Origin of the sequence: Treponema primitia (genome assembly GCF_046533075.1) — a bacterium.
Lineage (GTDB): Bacteria > Spirochaetota > Spirochaetia > Treponematales > Breznakiellaceae > Termitinema > Termitinema primitia_B.
Genome location: NZ_JAJQRB010000064.1, coordinates 19,370 through 34,389, shown reverse-complemented (window position 1 = coordinate 34,389; position 15,020 = coordinate 19,370). Strand labels below are relative to the sequence as shown.

The window sequence follows — 15,020 nt, the reverse complement described above, 5'->3', positions numbered from 1 at the left end:
TCCAAAGAATAATATTTATGGTAGCGATCTTCATCCTACGAAAGTTTTTTAATGATACTTTTCGCTAACCGTTCTTCAATATCGGTATGCCGGGGGATTGGTTGTTTTGCCTTTGTCTTTGGATTGTAATAAATATCATGACCACCGCCATGACGGAGAAATACAGCGCCATTTTCCGTTATTCTTTTAAGCAGCAAGTCCCTTTTCAACTTGCCAATTCCATCTCTTTCCGTTTGGCGGGCGTTTCTTTAGCGAGTTCCATATCATGAAACAATGAATTGAGCATGGTTTCCAGTTCTTCCAGAGACTGGCCTTGGGTATCATAATTGGGATAATCATCAAAATGCCCAACAAACCAACCGTCTTCAGATTCGTAGTAGGTATAACTTAACTTCATGATAGCCTCCATAATTAGTATAAGAGGAATGGGCGGATAACGCCAATAGGGACAAAATGGCATATATCGACCTTAAGGAATTTTTCAGCCCCCTAGCGCAGGGACCGGTCCTTATGCTACCCTAAACTCATGAATGTGGTTGTAATCGGCGCCCAATGGGGTGATGAGGGAAAAGGCAAAATTGTTGATTATCTGGCCAACGAGGCCCAGATTATCGTTCGTTTTTCCGGCGGGGCCAATGCCGGCCATACTATCGTTATTGGAGCGGAGCAATATGCCCTCCATTTAATCCCTTCGGGGATACTGTACCTTGATAAAATGGTGATCCTCGGGGCCGGTATGGTTATCGATCCGGTTGCCCTGTTTAAGGAGATTAAGATGCTCCGGGACCGGGGTATCGACACCACAGGACGGGTTTTTATCTCCGATCGCGCCCATATTGTGCTTCCCCGGTATATTGAGATTGATAAGGCCCGGGATTTGGCCCGGAAAAAGCCCATTGGTACCACCGGCAGGGGTATCGGAATCACCTATTCCATGAAAAGCGACCGGGACGGTATACGGATAGCCGATTTGGACTGGAAGGAAAAGATGGATGAGCTGGATGCTGCGGACCGGGATTTTCTGGCCCCCTATGTGGAACAGCTGAAGTCCATGTCCATCGATCTTTCTTCCTTCCTGTTTCACCATAAGAATTCCCAAACCTTATTTGAGGGCGCCCAGGGAACCCTTCTGGACCTGGATCTGGGAACCTACCCCTATGTGTCCAGCGGTATGTCCTGTGCCGCCGGCGCCGCTATTGGCGGCTGCGTGGGACCCCGGAATCTGGACAAGGTGCTGGGGGTATTCAAGGCCTACTCCACCCGGGTCGGCAACGGCCCCTTCCCCAGCGAATTCAACCTTGATGCGGAGGACGAGCTCTGCCGCTTTGTCCGTGAAACCGGCCGGGAGTATGGCGTAACCACCGGCCGTCCCCGCCGCTGCGGCTACCTGGACCTGGTGGCCCTGCGTTACGCCTGCCTCACCAACTCCATCGATTCCCTGGTGATGACCCACCTGGATGTGTACGACACCCTGGATGAAATCAAGGCCTGTGTCGCCTACCGCATCGGTGATAAGATGGTGGAAACCTTCCCCGCTTCTGTGGAAGCCCTAAACAAGGCCCAGCCGGTGCTCCGCGCCTTTCCGGGCTGGAAAAAGTCCCTGACCAATGCGCTGACCTATGAGGAATTTCCCATTCCCGCCATGGAGTATATTGAGTTTATCGAACGGTTCTGCGAGACCCCCATTGATATCGTATCCGTAGGATATGACCGGAAGGAAACCATTATCAGGAAGAGTCCGTGGACCAAATAAAAAAGTATTTTTATTGGTGAAGTCATGGACAAAATACTGATATTAGATTTCGGCAGCCAAACCACCCAGCTTATCGGAAGGCGTATCCGGGACCTGGGGGTCTACACAGAGATCCTTCCCGGGGACACGGTTCTGAGCGATGCTGTTCTTTCGGGAACCGCCGGCAGTACGCTTCGGGGTATCATCCTTTCGGGTTCCCCCGAATCGGTCTACACCGCCGAAGGTTCCGTACCGGACCAGAAGGTCTATACACTGGGCCTCCCCCTTCTGGGGATCTGCTATGGTCTCCAGCGCATGACCGCCGACCATGGCGGCTTAGTGGAGCCTTTACCTAAAAGAGAATACGGTAGAATAGGTGTGACAATTAGGAGTGAGGGAGAGGCTGCGGGGGAAGGGATTGTTCGGCGCTTCCTTACGGGTTTTGATAAGACCATCTCTCTGGAAAAAATCGTCGAAGGGAGCGCTATTAGCAATACTGCGCGCCCAGGAGATTTTTCTTTTACCGCCTGGATGAGCCACGGCGATACCCTGACTAAACTTGCTCCGGGGTTTCAGGAATACGGCGTCAGCGACACCGGCTACCCGGCGGTGCTTGCCCATGATGAAAAACCCTGGTTTGGCCTCCAGTTCCACCCCGAGGTTACCCATACTGAGCGCGGGTCTGAAATACTCGCAGCATTTGTGTTCGGGGTATGCGGCTGCAAGAAAAGCTGGACCATGGAACAATATGTGGAGGAAGTCCGCGCGTCCCTGCAAAACCGGGTAGGAACAAATCCGGTGCTGCTCCTTATTTCCGGCGGGGTCGATTCCACCGTGGCCGGGGCGCTGCTCCTCAAAACCCTGAAAGCGGACCAGGTGCACCTCATGTACATGGACACCGGACTTATGCGGAAGGACGAAACCAAAACGGTGAAGACCGCCCTGGAGCGGCTCGGCGCCAAACATCTCCATATCATATATTGTGAAGAAGAATTTCTCGGCGCCCTCAAGGGGCTTGATGATCCGGAGGCGAAACGAAAGGCTATCGGAGATCTTTTCATCACCATCCAGGAGCGGGAAGTGGCGCGTCTTGGGCTGCCGGATTCCTACTTCCTCGCCCAGGGTACCCTCTACACGGACCTTATCGAAAGCGGCAAAGGGGTGGGCAAGAAGGCCCATCTGATCAAGAGTCATCACAATGTGGGGAGCCCCCTGGTGGATGCCAAACGCAAGGCCGGCCGTATCATCGAACCATTGGACCGGCTTTATAAGGATGAAGTCCGCCGCCTGGGACGTATCCTGGGAATCGATGAGGAAGTGGTCCGCCGCCATCCCTTCCCCGGCCCCGGCCTCGCGGTCCGCATCCTGGGCGAGGTTACCAGGGAGAAGTGCGATATACTCCGGGATGCCGATGCAATCTATATTGAGGAACTGAAAAACAGGCTATCCCCGGCGGGGGAACGGCTCTACGACGAAATCTGGCAGGCCTTCGCGGTGCTCCTTCCCATACGGTCCGTGGGGGTCGCCGGCGATGTCCGTAAATACGGCTGGGTTCTCGCTCTTCGGGCTATAGTCAGCGCCGACGGCATGACCGCCGATGTCTATCCCTTCCCGGTTAAGGATCTGCTGGAAATTTCCACCCGTATTACGAATACGGTTAAAGACATAGGCCGGGTGACCTACGACATTTCATCCAAGCCCCCGGCAACTATTGAATGGGAGTAATACTATGAAAAACAAAACCGGAATAAAAGTATGGGCTTTCACGCTGATATTCCTGCTGTTTTCTGCTTTTCAGGTTTTCCCCCAAGAATTTGCCCTGGGGGCGATTCTCGATTCTGAAACATATAATAGACTCCCCCAGAAAGCAGTTCTTTCCACCAGGGCTTATAACGCCCTTCCGCCTACGGTTTCCCTAAAACAATACTCTCCCATTCCGGGAAATCAGACTCCCTACGGAACCTGTGTAGCCTGGGCTTCCGCCTATGCCGCCCGGACCATATCGGAGTCCATAGCCATAAACCGGCGGGAACGTTCCCTATCCACAGATAATGTGTTTTCCCCCGCATATATATACATGAACATTACCGATGATCCCGATTGCCAGTCCGGGGCCATGATTTTCTGGGCCCTGGATCTGATGAAAAACACCGGAGCGGTTAAGATGCTTGAAAGTGAACGGGATCTGGATTTCAGAAAAATAAACCGTGATTCTTTTACCGAAAGTAGGAAATATCCTATAGCGGATTATGTAACCCTGTTCCGGAATGATGAAGAACGCGGATCCAACCGGCCATCCCGTATCCAGATGGTCAAGAAGAGCCTTGCGGAAAAAAAGCCCGTAATCATCGGCATGAACACTCCGGAATCTTTTCTTAACGCCCAAGACGTATGGCGTCCCCGGGAAAACCCCGGTTACCATTATGGCGGTCATGCCATGTGTGTGGTTGGATACGATGATACAAGATTCGGCGGCGCCTTTGAAGTTCAGAACAGCTGGGGTAAGAAATGGGGAAACGGCGGTTATATGTGGATACCCTATGAAGCCTTTGGCCAATGGGTCATGGAAGCCTATGAGATAATAGAGAACTTCGCCGTCTTTGATGAAACGAACCAGTATTCCGGATTCGCCCAAATCGAATTGGCCGACTCCGCCGATGGGCTCCCCCATCAGATGCCGGTAGCATTCGCCGAAGAAGGATACTACCGAACCACCGAGTCCTATTCATCGGGAACGGAATTCCGCTTTCATTTGGGTAATACCAGTCCCGCCTATGTCTATGTTTTTGCCGCAGACAGCAGCGGCAGCCCGAGTACCCAGATCTTTCCGCCCCGGGAACGCGGCATATCTCCCATACTGGATTATGCGGAAAACACTATTGTCCTTCCCGGTGAACGTGAATGGATACGGATGGATGAAATCACGGGGACCGATTATCTGATCATCCTCTATTCGAAGCAGTCGATCCCCATTGAAACCATCCGAAGGCGTTTTGACCAGGCCCAGGGCAGCTTCCCCCAGCGGGTAGCCGCCGCAGTGGGTCCTGATTTTATCCCTTCCAATAATGCAAGCTACGATGGCCACGAGATCCGGTTTGATGTAAAGTCGGAAAATAGTAAAGCTGTGTTCGGACTCCTCTTGGCTATTGATCATAAATAACCCGTTCAAAAACCCCGGGATCATATCTCCCAGGGTTTTGTTTTTTCAGCCTCTGTTACTTATAACTCACAACACTATCTATAGACTTTCTGCTGGAAGCGGCGCTGACTGCGTCCACTCCGGGGGAGAGGCGGCCTATGCGTACCAGAGCTGCGGCGCTGTAACCGCCGGGGAGACCGAGTTCGCCCTTGAGGGTGGCGTTTAGGGCATCCATGGGGCCGGTGTAGATTCGAGAACCAAGGCCCAGGGCTTGGGCTGCCAGATAGATACTTTGTGTGGCTAGGCCACAGTCCAGCATTACTGCTCCATTGGTTTTGCTGTCACCGGGAGCGGAGACGATGATGAGGATATTGCCGTCGGTGATATTGGAGACAATACGCTTGGCCAAGTTCACATCCTGCACTACGGTGAAGTGCCAGTTCTGGCGGTTAGAGGCACTGGGGGCGCGGACCGCAGCGGAGAGGATCCTGTCCAGGTCGGCGCGGCTTATGGATCCGGCGGCAAAATTCCGGGGGGCATAGTGGCCGGTGATGACGCCAATGGCCTGGGTGTCCGCGTCTGCGGCACTAAGACTCTGCCAGGGAGCGACGAGGGCGGCGATGAGGGCGAGGGTGAATAGTGTTTTTTTCATCTTACTTTACTTCCTTTGCATTTTCAGGATAGAGGATCACCGTAACGGGACCCTGGGGTAATAGTTTTTCTACGGCCTGCTGAATATCGCGGGCCGTGACTGTTTCGTAGAGTTCAGGGCGTTTTTCCAGCCGGGACAGGGGGCGATCGTAGATCGCCGAAAAATAGGCGTAGTTCCGGCTGATATAGCTGTTTTCCTGGATGGAGGTCTCGAAGGATTTCTTCAGGGCTGCCACGGATTTACTAAATGCGTCCTGGTCAATGGTTCCCAGGGCGATCAGATTCAGCTCTTCCAGAACCGCGGCGCTGAGTTCCTTTACCCGGTTAGGATCGCAGGGGAAGTAGATATACAGATTGAGTTCACCGCCAGGGGGCAGGATAGATTGGGATACTCCCGCAGAAAGGGAGTAGGTTCCCCCCATCTGCTTACGGGTTATTTCCATGAGCCTGTTCTCAAGGTATTCGCCAAGCACCGCCGCGGTGGCTTCTCCGGATTCGGAATATTCCTGGGGTACTATCCAGTCCATAATAACCTGGCTCTTCTCTTCCTGCCCCTTGTAGATTACCTTTTCGAGTTTCCCCGGCCTGGTGATCTTTATATCCGCCCAGGTGTTCCATGTTTCGCCCCGGGGTATGGAGGCCAGGTAGGTTTCCGCATATGTGCGTAGTTCGTTCATATCCAGGTTGCCGGTAAATACAAAGGTGTAGTCAGCAGGATTGAGGGATTTTCGGATAATTGCCATGGCGTCGGCGATGTTTACCCTTTCTAAATCTGCAAGGACCATGGGCCGGTACCAGGGGTTGTCGCTAAAGATAGTCCTGGTTCTTTCGTCAAAGAAGACAGCTTCGGGGTTTTGATCATGCTGGGCAAGATCGGTACGATACTCGTCGAGTATCGATGCCACCGCATCCTGGTCTATCCGGGGCTGGGTAAAAGTAAGATAGAGGAGTTCAAACAGAGTTTTCAGATCCCCCCGGGTAGAGGAGCCCTGGACATTCCGCATGAAGCCCGAGAGGGAAAAGTTTATGGAAACCTGTTTTTCCGCGAGCTTTTTTATCAGATCCGGCCGGGAATAGGGGCCTATACCGGAGGCGCTTAGCATTTCTGCGGCAAGATCCGCAGAAACGATTTGCTCCTCGGGCACGGCGGTGATGCCGCCTTTAGCCAGGGCATAGAGGACGATCTCGTTGTTCTTGTTTTTCGTTTCTTTAAGGATGACCGTCGCGCCGTTGCTGAGTTCCCACCGAGTGGTTCCGCTCGCAGTATCCGTGCTTTCCTCTTTGATACTCCCGGGCGCCGGAGGGGTGTCCAAAAGTTTGTCGTCCAGCTCTTCGTTTACCGGCCGGGGGATGCGGACACGGGCGCTCTGCCGTACCATGGTGCGGATACGGGCCGGAGTAGGGAGGCTTGCCGCTTCGGCCTCCGGGGCGCTGATGAATACGGTAAGATCCTTGTAGGCAAAGTAGTCCTTAGCGGCGGCGGCGATTTCTTCGGCGCTAATGCCGGGAAGTAATGCGGAGAATGCTTTCTGGTCCCATTCGATGCTGGTAACGGAGGAACCGCTGATGAAATGGGAGACAAAACTGTCTAAGTAGCCCGATGAATGCTGCCGGTCCTTCTCGGAGACCTGGCGTTCAATATCCGCCAGGATGGAACGTTTGGTTTGGTCAATTTCTGCGGCGGTGAAGCCGTACCGGGCCATTTTCTCCTTCTCCAGAAGCAGCCTGTTTAGTGTTGCCTCGATATTGCCGGTTTTGGCGATGGCTATCATCAGGTAATACCGGGAACTTCTTGCAACATGGTTCAGCCCCGCGCCGGCAGCGGTAAAAGGAGTATCGGGGTTATAACTTGCTTCCGCAAAGCGGATTTCCAGCATCCGGTCAATAAGAAGGTCGATTACCCCCCGCCGGAAGGAAGCCAGATCCTCCGCAGATTTATCCGATGGCAGTTTATAAAACAGGTCGATCCGGGTGTGGGTCAGTTCCGGGTCGGTAAATAGTTCCACAGCAAAGTTACCCTTTTTTGGCTCCGGGAGATCATAGACAGGCCTTTCCAGGCCGTCTGCGGGGGCGCTTATGGAGAAGTGGGAGGCAAGATCCGCCTCGAGCTTGGGACCGTCAAAATCGCCTACAAAGACCAGGGCCATGTTATCCGCCCGGTACCAGGTACGGTAAAAATTTACCAGCCGTTCCGCCGGGGCGGTTTCGATAATTTCCGGAAGCCCTATGGGGAGCCGTTCCGCGTAGGGGGCGCCGCGGTAGATTATGGGGACCAATTTCTGTGAAACCCGCTCTCCGGCGCCGCGGCGGGTTCGGTGTTCTTCCAATATAACCGGCCGCTCGCTGTCTACGTCCGCCGGGGTAAAACTGATTGCCCGGGTCCAGTCGTCAATAACCGCCAGGGCCTTATCGGGGATAACCTTGCGGCCTTCCCCGTCAAATTCCACCGGAACTTCAATGCCGTAGACCGTCTGGTCGAAGCTCGTATAGGCGTTCACCTCCGGACCCCAGCGCATGCCTAGGGAACGGAGGTACTCTATCAGATCGGACTTGGGGAAACGCTCGGTACCGTCAAAGGCCATGTGCTCCACAAAATGGGCCAGCCCCCGTTCATTGTCTTTTTCCAGAACCGAACCAGCGTTGACCGCCAGGGTCAGGTAGGCACGGCCCTCGGGCATGCTGTTTTCCAGGATATAGTACTTCAACCCGCTGGGAAGTGTACCGGTCCGGGCTTCTGTAGTGAAGGGTATGGGATCCGTGGGGGCGCCCAGGCCTCCGTAGCTGACCACGGATTTTCCTGCGGTGGCGCTATTTACAACGGATATCCCCGCGCAGGAGAGGATTACCGGTATCAGTACAAGGGATAGGGCAAGTCTTTTAAAATGGTGCATATATTATTATACTGTGAATGATTGGGTCCTTTGCAAGGGTATTTAAAAGATATATAAATAGACATGGACATTGTGTGCTGTCCCTGGAAATACCGGCAACCACGGACCTTTACAGTGTTTTAGAAGGGGTGAGTCATGAGTATGGATATTGATACTGCCATCGGTATTGCGGAGAAACAGGAAGCGCTGCTTCAATTTTCCCATTTTTCACGGAAGGATGTCTGGGATCTGGGAAATGTGATTGTAAGCGAAATTTTTGACAAAAAGTATGTGCTTTCCACCAGTATCCGTTTGATCAATGGGTTGATCGCTTTTCAGTACATTCCCGAAGGAACCAATCTGAATAATAATTTTTATTTGACCCGCAAATTTAATCTGGTAAGGGATAAGGAAAACAGCAGCCTCCTTACGACCCTGCGGTGGCAGAAGAAAGATGAGAACCTCGCGTACCAGGGGCTGTCTCCGGCGGAATATGTCCTGTGCGGCGGCGGCTTCCCCATTGTGGTAAAGGGAACAGGTATTGTTGCCGTGGCCTTGGTTTCCGGGCTGCCCCATTTGCAGGATCATGATATTTTGGTCGAGACCATCAGCCGTTACCTGGGAGTCTCCGGAGTTCCCCGGATCCCCCTGGACGCAGGGCTTTAGGGTGTACCATGCCGATTAAAATTCCAAGAACCCTGCCCGCCCATGATACCCTGCGGGAAGAAAATGTCTTTATTATAACCGACGACAGAGCGGAACATCAGGATATACGCCCCCTTAAAGTGGGGATTGTTAATCTTATGCCTACCACGGTGGATACGGAGATACAGCTTCTCAGGCTTTTGGGGAACAGTCCCCTACAGGTTGATATCAGCTTCCTCCGTATGGGGAGCCACGAATCCCGGAACGCCCCCCCGGGGCATCTGGAACGGTTTTATGTCAGTTCCGAGGATATTATTCGGCAAAATGTTCGTTTTGACGGCCTGATCATCACCGGCGCTCCGGTGGAAACCTTGCCCTTTGAGGATGTGGACTATTGGAGCGAGCTGACGGCGGTATTGGACTATTCTTCGAAGTATGTCTGGTCCACCCTGCATATCTGCTGGGGCGCCCAGGCAGGGTTGTACCACCGTTATGGGGTTCCCAAGCTGGAACTATCCCGGAAGCTCTTCGGTGTATTCCCCCACGGGGTGAATGAGCGGCATACCACCCTGTTCCGGGGCTTTGACGATGAGTTCCTAGCCCCCCAGTCCCGGCACACCGAAAGCGACCGTAAGGCCATTGCCGCCATACCGGAGCTGACCATTGAGTCGGAAACCGATGAAGTAGGGGTTTTTATCGTTACCGCCCGGGAAGGCAGGGAGCTCTATGTTACGGGCCATTTGGAGTATGATCCTCTGACTCTGGACAAGGAGTATCGCCGGGATATTGGGAAAGGCCTTTCCATCAATGTTCCCAAGAACTACTACCCCGGGGATAACCCCTCTCAGGCGCCTGTGGTCCGCTGGAGGGCCCACGCCCACCTTTTTTTCAATAACTGGCTTAACTATGTATACCAGGAAACACCCTTCAATTTAGTGGAATTATAGCGGTGAAAAAGATTTTAAAAATAATATAAAACCGCTTGACAGGAAGTTCTATTTCGAATATATTCCTAGTATATTCATATGATTTATAAGATATGAATATACTATTACAAAAACCCAAATGGACCGGGTCCCGCGTCTTCCCGATCCGATATTTAAAAAAGGGGTGAATGGACGGCAGGGTGTCTCCTCCTCCCTGCCGTCCTTCTTTTTTCAACCCTAATCCGGATAGAATACTGCGTACCATCCTGGCCCGAAATACTATTATATAATAAAATATCAAGCAGACTGTATACTATTCGATAATTAAAGGATTGGAGTGTTTTATGAAAATTCTTGTTTTTGGCTCTATGAATATTGATTTGATTTTCTCCGTAGACCACATTGTGAAGCCCGGGGAAACCATAAGCAGCGTTTCCCTGGTAAAAAGCGCCGGCGGAAAGGGGGCTAATCAGGCAACGGCCCTGGCCAAAGCGGGATTGCCCGTTTATATGGCGGGAAAAATCGGCCAGGATGGGCAGTTTCTCCTGGAGCTCCTTCGTTCCTACGGGGTTAATACGGACAAGGTACGCCTGTACGAAGGAGCTACCGGCCAGGCCATTATCCAGGTGGATAAAAATGGGCAGAACTCAATTGTACTGTATTCCGGGGGTAACGGTCAGATAGGCATTGAGGAGATTAAAGAGACCATAGGGGAATTCGGTAAGGATGATACTATCGTACTGCAAAACGAAGTTGCCCATCTCCGGGAAATCATGGAAGCCGCCAAAAACCAGGGTTTACGGATCTGTCTTAACCCCTCGCCCTGCGATGAGAAAATAGAAAAACTGCCCCTGGATCTGGTGGATCTTTTTTTTGTGAACGAAATTGAGGGCGCCGCATTAGTGTCCCTGCCTTCTACAACACAAGCGCCGCAGATACTGGATCGCCTGGTAGAGCGTTTCCCAAGGGCCGAGATAATACTCACCGCCGGAAAAGACGGCGCCTATTACGGTTTCCGAAAAACCCGGGAAAAAGGGGACATCATCGACCTGCCGGTTGTGGATACCACTGGAGCGGGGGATACCTTTACGGGGTATTTCATCGCCGCTCGGGCGAAAAATTGTACCGTAGCTCAGGCCCTGGAAATCGCCTGTAAAGCCTCTTCCTTCGCGGTCTCACGAAAGGGCGCCATGGAAGCGATTCCCCTTGGCAAAGAAGTCTTTACCTGAGATTTACTCAAATCTACCGAACTTACACCTCTCCGGCTTTCTGCTCCGTTAGATTCCCTCCGGCCATGGAGTATACACGGTTCCCATATTCCAGAGTATCCAGTTCGTGGGTTACCAGGAGTACCGCAGCGCCTTCTCCGGCTATGCGGCGGAAAAGTTCCATAATATCCGCGGTAGTTTCACTGTCCAGATCGCTGGTAGGTTCATCGGCGATGAGGAGCTCAGGCTTACTGATAAGGGAACGGGCAATGGAAACCCGGCGAAGCTCCCCCCCGGAAAGCTGTTTGGGGTAGGATGCGGCCAGATGGCTTATACCCACCTGTTCCAGCAGAGCCAGAGCCCGGACGGCATCCTCCTCCGGGTCCCCCTCATGTTTAAAAAGGTACAGGGGGAGACTTACATTTTCCAGAACCGTAAGGTTAGCCAGAAGGCTCTGCCCCTGGGGAACATAACCGATTTGCGTGTTCCGCAGCAGGGAAGCTTCCCGGTCCGGCAGGGTAAGGATGCTCCTGCCGTCTAAGCTTACGGAACCCGAGTCGGGTTTTAAGAGACCGGCTATAATATTCAGAAAGGTAGTTTTACCGCTCCCGGAACGTCCAATGATGCTGATAAAATCCCCGGAACCTATGTCCATGTTTACCTTATTAACCGCAGCAAAGGGAATTTTGTTCCGTTTATATTCCTTGGTAAGATCCCTAATCTCTAAACGCATATCATTCTCCTTCCCGCATGGTATAGTAGGTTTCCGCCCGGCTGATTTTGACGGCGCTGTAAATCGAAGCCACGGGTCCCACTATGAAGGATAGGACCAGACTTACGCCGGTAATCCAAAGAACTTCCAAGCCCCTGGGCTGGATATAGGGCAGCTGCAGCCGCAGTCCGATAAAAGTACTGAAAGGAAATATCACCAGCGCCGCAAGCGCTGTGCCGATAAGCCCCCCCGTTAGCCCGGCCAAAGCGGCTTCCTGCAATACGATGGCCGCCAACTTTTGCCTGGTGGCCCCTAATACCCGGATAACGGCAAATTCTTTTTTCCGCTCATTGATCGAACCCGAAAATACCGCCCCAAGCACCACCACGGCGAGGATCCAAAGAATCACAGAAAACCCCTTGGTATATGCGGTCAGGGAGTTCAGGCTTTCCTTAATTCCCTGAAAAATTTTACTGGAAGCAATAAGCTCCACCCCGGGATTCTCTTTCCTTATCGTTCTGCTGATCTGGGCGGCGTTACTATCCTTATCCAAACGTATCAGAATAGAAGAAATCGCCCCTTCCGGCTGACTGTCGGCAAGAAAGCTGTTACCTTCCTTGTGGGCGGCATCTATTAGAGTGCGGATGGTATTCATGGTCACAAAAATAGAAGTGTCCAGCCCGGAAGCGGTCTTCCTCAGTTTTGCTGCTACCGGGTATTTATGGTTAAAAAATTTCAGGGTCCCGGTTTCCTTTACGATGATTTCACTGCCCACCACCATTTCTCCGTCCTTAATGCCATCACGCAGAACCTCGGCAATCCAGGGTTGGACCACAAAATCGGTTTGCGGATCAAACCCGATAATCTGAACCGGCAGGGAGCAGCATGCGTCCGCCAGTGAGGTAAGAAAAAACTGGGGGCTTATCTGTTTTACCCCCTCCAAACGGGCGATATTCTGAACCAGCGCCTGATTAAAATAAAAAACCTGGGGCTCGCCTCTAAGCAGCAGGGCCGATGCATTTTCGCTATAACCCGAGGGAACAACCATCAGGTCCGCCCCAAAACGCTGAGTCATACGATCTATGCCATTCCGCAGACTCGCGGTTAAGACCGCGCCGCTAAAAAGCGTAAAGGCTACCATAGCTGCGGCGATAACCAGACAGGCGGTACGGAAGGGCTTATGCAGCAAATTACGGATCGCAATCCGTCCGGTTGTTAAGGGTTTGTATCCCATCTTTTTTCCTTTTTATTTTTTGGTTTTAACCAATACCAGACCGTTAATGATCGCTCCGAGGAGCAAAAGATTACTCAGGACCGTGAGCGCCGGCAGGGTCAGAACCCGGCAGGAGGCATGGCCATGATCGCAAACCCCAATCAGGACCGTGGGAATGAGCAGGGCCAACAGGGCGTTTAGAAAAACCCCGATACCCAGCCCCAGCCGGATCTGGGGAGATTTAAACCAAAGACCTAAGGCGCCCAGGATGGCAATGACCAGACCTATTCCCAATTCAGCCCGGGCAGTCCAGAAACATTTCATGATCATGGTTCCCATCACTTCGCACACAGGAAACAGGGTAAGCGGGCCAATGGCGATCAAGAGGCCAATTATAATAAACAAAAATGCGAAAAAAACAGGAAGCGCTAAAATAGGTTTTTTAGACATACATATCCTCCTAAATCTTAGTAAACTTAGGTAAATACTATTTTATAATGACAAATTTGTCAAGAGGCGGGGAATATCCGCAATATTACAAGTAAAAAGGGCTGCCCTACAAATACTGAACAGCCCTTCTCATTGTTCGTTTATTCTCAGCTTACTTTATTGCTTCAAAGCCCTGCTTCAGGTCATCGATGATATCATCAATATGCTCGGTTCCGATGGACAGCCGAACGGTGTTGGGTTTGATGCCCTGGACCAACAGGTCCTTTTCATCAACCTGGGAGTGGGTGGTGGATGCCGGATGGATCACCAGGGACTTTACGTCCGCCACGTTAGCCAGGAGGGAGAAAAGCTTCAGTTCCTCGGTGAAGCGCTTGGCTTTTTCCGCGCCGCCCTTAAGCTCGATCGTAAAGATTGAACCGCCGCCCCGGGGGAAGTAGCGTAGGAAGAGCTTGTGGTCCCGGTGTTCCGCAAGCAACGGATGGTTCACCTTTTCTACCTGGGGATGGGTCTTGAGGAAGTCCAGCACCTTAATGGTATTGGCCACATGGCGTTCCACCCGCAGGGATAGGGTTTCCAAGCCCTGGAGGAAGAGGAAGGCGTTGAAGGGGGAGAGGGCGGAACCGGTATCCCGGAGCAGGGTAACCCGGGCCTTGATGATGTAAGCCACGGGGCCCACCGCATCGGTAAAGACTACGCCGTGGTAGCTGGGGTTCGGCTTGGAGAGGCCGGGGAACTTATCGTTCTGGGCCCAGTTGAACTTACCGCTGTCCACGATAACCCCGCCGATGGAGGTTCCGTGGCCGCCGATAAACTTGGTAGCCGAATGGACAACGATGTCCACTCCGTAGTCAATTGGGGTTAAGAGATAGGGCGTAGCAAAGGTATTGTCCACGATTACCGGGATACCGTGGCTGTGGGCGATTTTTACCACCGCTTCAATATCAACCACCGACGCATTAGGGTTACCCAGGGTTTCAAAGAAAATGGCCTTGGTGTTGGGCTTAATGGCCTTCTCAAAGTTTTCAGGCTTGCTGCCGTCCACAAAGGTGGTCTCCACGCCGAGATCCTTAAAGGTATTGGCGAAAAGGTTGAAGGTACCGCCGTAGATCTGGAAATCCGAAACGATGTGATCCCCCGCTTTGGTGATATTCTGGATGGCATAGGTGGTGGCGGCAGCCCCGGACGATGTGGCCAGAGCGGCGACCCCCTTTTCCAGGGCGGCGATCCGCTGTTCAAAGGCATCCCAGGTAGGGTTCATAATCCGGGTATAGATATTTCCCGATTCAGTAAGGGCGAAACGATCCGCCGCCGACTTAGATGAGGGGAAGACATACGAGGATGTCTGATAGATAGGCACCGCCCGAGAATCGGTGGCGGGATCCGGCTTCTCCTGGCCCACATGGACCTGGAGGGTTTCAAACTTGTAATTTTTGTTAGCCATAATATATCTCCTTCTGGCTTTATAAAATTCAGT

The 15,020-nt window shown here is 52.4% G+C and carries 14 protein-coding genes; 6 read left to right on the top strand and 8 right to left on the bottom strand.

What is annotated here, in order from left to right; genetic code table 11:
* Positions 1–35: 35 nt before the first annotated feature.
* Together LQZ19_RS13355 and LQZ19_RS13350 are read right to left on the bottom strand one after the other, a co-directional pair.
* Entirely contained in the window at positions 36–197 is a 162-nt protein-coding gene (locus LQZ19_RS13355) for a type II toxin-antitoxin system HicA family toxin (protein WP_411048205.1), read from the bottom strand.
* Positions 198–205: 8 nt separating this feature from the next.
* A complete protein-coding gene (locus LQZ19_RS13350; protein WP_411048171.1) occupies positions 206–397 on the bottom strand; it encodes a type II toxin-antitoxin system HicB family antitoxin in 192 nt (63 codons plus the stop codon).
* 129 nt (positions 398–526) lie between these two features.
* Between LQZ19_RS13350 and LQZ19_RS13345 the strand changes: the two genes are divergently transcribed.
* From LQZ19_RS13345 to LQZ19_RS13335, 3 genes are read left to right on the top strand one after another with little or no spacing between them, the layout of a single operon-like run.
* Positions 527–1,753, top strand: a complete 1,227-nt coding sequence (locus LQZ19_RS13345) for an adenylosuccinate synthase (RefSeq protein ID WP_411048170.1) — start codon at positions 527–529, stop codon at positions 1,751–1,753.
* Between the two features lie 24 nt (positions 1,754–1,777).
* Positions 1,778–3,457: a glutamine-hydrolyzing GMP synthase gene (gene guaA, locus LQZ19_RS13340; protein ID WP_411048169.1), complete on the top strand. Its 1,680-nt coding sequence runs from the start codon at positions 1,778–1,780 to the stop codon at positions 3,455–3,457.
* 4 nt (positions 3,458–3,461) lie between these two features.
* Positions 3,462–4,892 carry a C1 family peptidase gene (locus LQZ19_RS13335; RefSeq protein WP_411048168.1) on the top strand — a complete coding sequence of 477 codons (1,431 nt, stop codon included), beginning with the start codon at positions 3,462–3,464 and terminating at the stop codon, positions 4,890–4,892.
* Between the two features lie 55 nt (positions 4,893–4,947).
* Here LQZ19_RS13335 and LQZ19_RS13330 read toward each other — a convergent pair whose 3' ends face one another.
* Complete coding sequence (locus LQZ19_RS13330) at positions 4,948–5,523, bottom strand: nitroreductase family protein (protein WP_411048167.1); 576 nt, start codon at positions 5,521–5,523, stop codon at positions 4,948–4,950.
* Between the two features lies 1 nt (position 5,524).
* A complete protein-coding gene (locus tag LQZ19_RS13325; protein ID WP_411048166.1) occupies positions 5,525–8,413 on the bottom strand; it encodes a M16 family metallopeptidase in 2,889 nt (962 codons plus the stop codon).
* A gap of 135 nt (positions 8,414–8,548) precedes the next feature.
* Here LQZ19_RS13325 and LQZ19_RS13320 point away from each other — a divergent pair, with 135 nt between their 5' ends.
* From LQZ19_RS13320 to LQZ19_RS13310, 3 genes are all read left to right on the top strand, one after another.
* On the top strand, positions 8,549–9,058 hold the full coding sequence (locus tag LQZ19_RS13320) for a heme-binding protein (protein ID WP_411048165.1): 510 nt from the start codon (positions 8,549–8,551) through the stop codon (positions 9,056–9,058).
* A gap of 8 nt (positions 9,059–9,066) precedes the next feature.
* On the top strand, positions 9,067–9,984 hold the full coding sequence (locus LQZ19_RS13315; protein ID WP_411048164.1) for a homoserine O-succinyltransferase: 918 nt from the start codon (positions 9,067–9,069) through the stop codon (positions 9,982–9,984).
* A 323-nt stretch (positions 9,985–10,307) separates the two neighbouring features.
* Positions 10,308–11,192, top strand: coding sequence for a ribokinase (locus LQZ19_RS13310; RefSeq protein ID WP_411048163.1), 885 nt, complete (start codon positions 10,308–10,310; stop codon positions 11,190–11,192).
* A gap of 22 nt (positions 11,193–11,214) precedes the next feature.
* Here the strand turns inward: LQZ19_RS13310 and LQZ19_RS13305 are convergent, their stop codons facing one another.
* From LQZ19_RS13305 to LQZ19_RS13290, 4 genes are all read right to left on the bottom strand, one after another.
* Positions 11,215–11,904, bottom strand: coding sequence for an ABC transporter ATP-binding protein (locus tag LQZ19_RS13305; protein WP_411048162.1), 690 nt, complete (start codon positions 11,902–11,904; stop codon positions 11,215–11,217).
* 1 nt (position 11,905) lies between these two features.
* A complete protein-coding gene (locus tag LQZ19_RS13300) occupies positions 11,906–13,117 on the bottom strand; it encodes an ABC transporter permease (protein ID WP_411048161.1) in 1,212 nt (403 codons plus the stop codon).
* A gap of 12 nt (positions 13,118–13,129) precedes the next feature.
* A complete protein-coding gene (locus LQZ19_RS13295) occupies positions 13,130–13,546 on the bottom strand; it encodes a DUF4418 family protein (protein ID WP_411048160.1) in 417 nt (138 codons plus the stop codon).
* Between the two features lie 151 nt (positions 13,547–13,697).
* Positions 13,698–14,987, bottom strand: a complete 1,290-nt coding sequence (locus LQZ19_RS13290) for an O-acetylhomoserine aminocarboxypropyltransferase/cysteine synthase family protein (RefSeq protein ID WP_411048159.1) — start codon at positions 14,985–14,987, stop codon at positions 13,698–13,700.
* Between the last annotated feature and the right edge of the window lie 33 nt (positions 14,988–15,020).

Excerpts from the sequence above, each read along its gene's own strand:
- LQZ19_RS13325 (WP_411048166.1), bottom strand. The coding sequence starts at position 8,413 with ATGCACCATTTTAAAAGACTTGCCCTATCCCTTGTACTGATACCGGTA.
- LQZ19_RS13310 (WP_411048163.1), top strand. The coding sequence starts at position 10,308 with ATGAAAATTCTTGTTTTTGGCTCTATGAATATTGATTTGATTTTCTCC.
- LQZ19_RS13345 (WP_411048170.1), top strand. The coding sequence starts at position 527 with ATGAATGTGGTTGTAATCGGCGCCCAATGGGGTGATGAGGGAAAAGGC.
- LQZ19_RS13320 (WP_411048165.1), top strand. The coding sequence starts at position 8,549 with ATGAGTATGGATATTGATACTGCCATCGGTATTGCGGAGAAACAGGAA.
- LQZ19_RS13335 (WP_411048168.1), top strand. The coding sequence starts at position 3,462 with ATGAAAAACAAAACCGGAATAAAAGTATGGGCTTTCACGCTGATATTC.
- LQZ19_RS13290 (WP_411048159.1), bottom strand. The coding sequence starts at position 14,987 with ATGGCTAACAAAAATTACAAGTTTGAAACCCTCCAGGTCCATGTGGGC.
- LQZ19_RS13305 (WP_411048162.1), bottom strand. The coding sequence starts at position 11,904 with ATGCGTTTAGAGATTAGGGATCTTACCAAGGAATATAAACGGAACAAA.
- LQZ19_RS13300 (WP_411048161.1), bottom strand. The coding sequence starts at position 13,117 with ATGGGATACAAACCCTTAACAACCGGACGGATTGCGATCCGTAATTTG.
- LQZ19_RS13350 (WP_411048171.1), bottom strand. The coding sequence starts at position 397 with ATGAAGTTAAGTTATACCTACTACGAATCTGAAGACGGTTGGTTTGTT.
- LQZ19_RS13315 (WP_411048164.1), top strand. The coding sequence starts at position 9,067 with ATGCCGATTAAAATTCCAAGAACCCTGCCCGCCCATGATACCCTGCGG.
- guaA (WP_411048169.1), top strand. The coding sequence starts at position 1,778 with ATGGACAAAATACTGATATTAGATTTCGGCAGCCAAACCACCCAGCTT.
- LQZ19_RS13295 (WP_411048160.1), bottom strand. The coding sequence starts at position 13,546 with ATGTCTAAAAAACCTATTTTAGCGCTTCCTGTTTTTTTCGCATTTTTG.
- LQZ19_RS13330 (WP_411048167.1), bottom strand. The coding sequence starts at position 5,523 with ATGAAAAAAACACTATTCACCCTCGCCCTCATCGCCGCCCTCGTCGCT.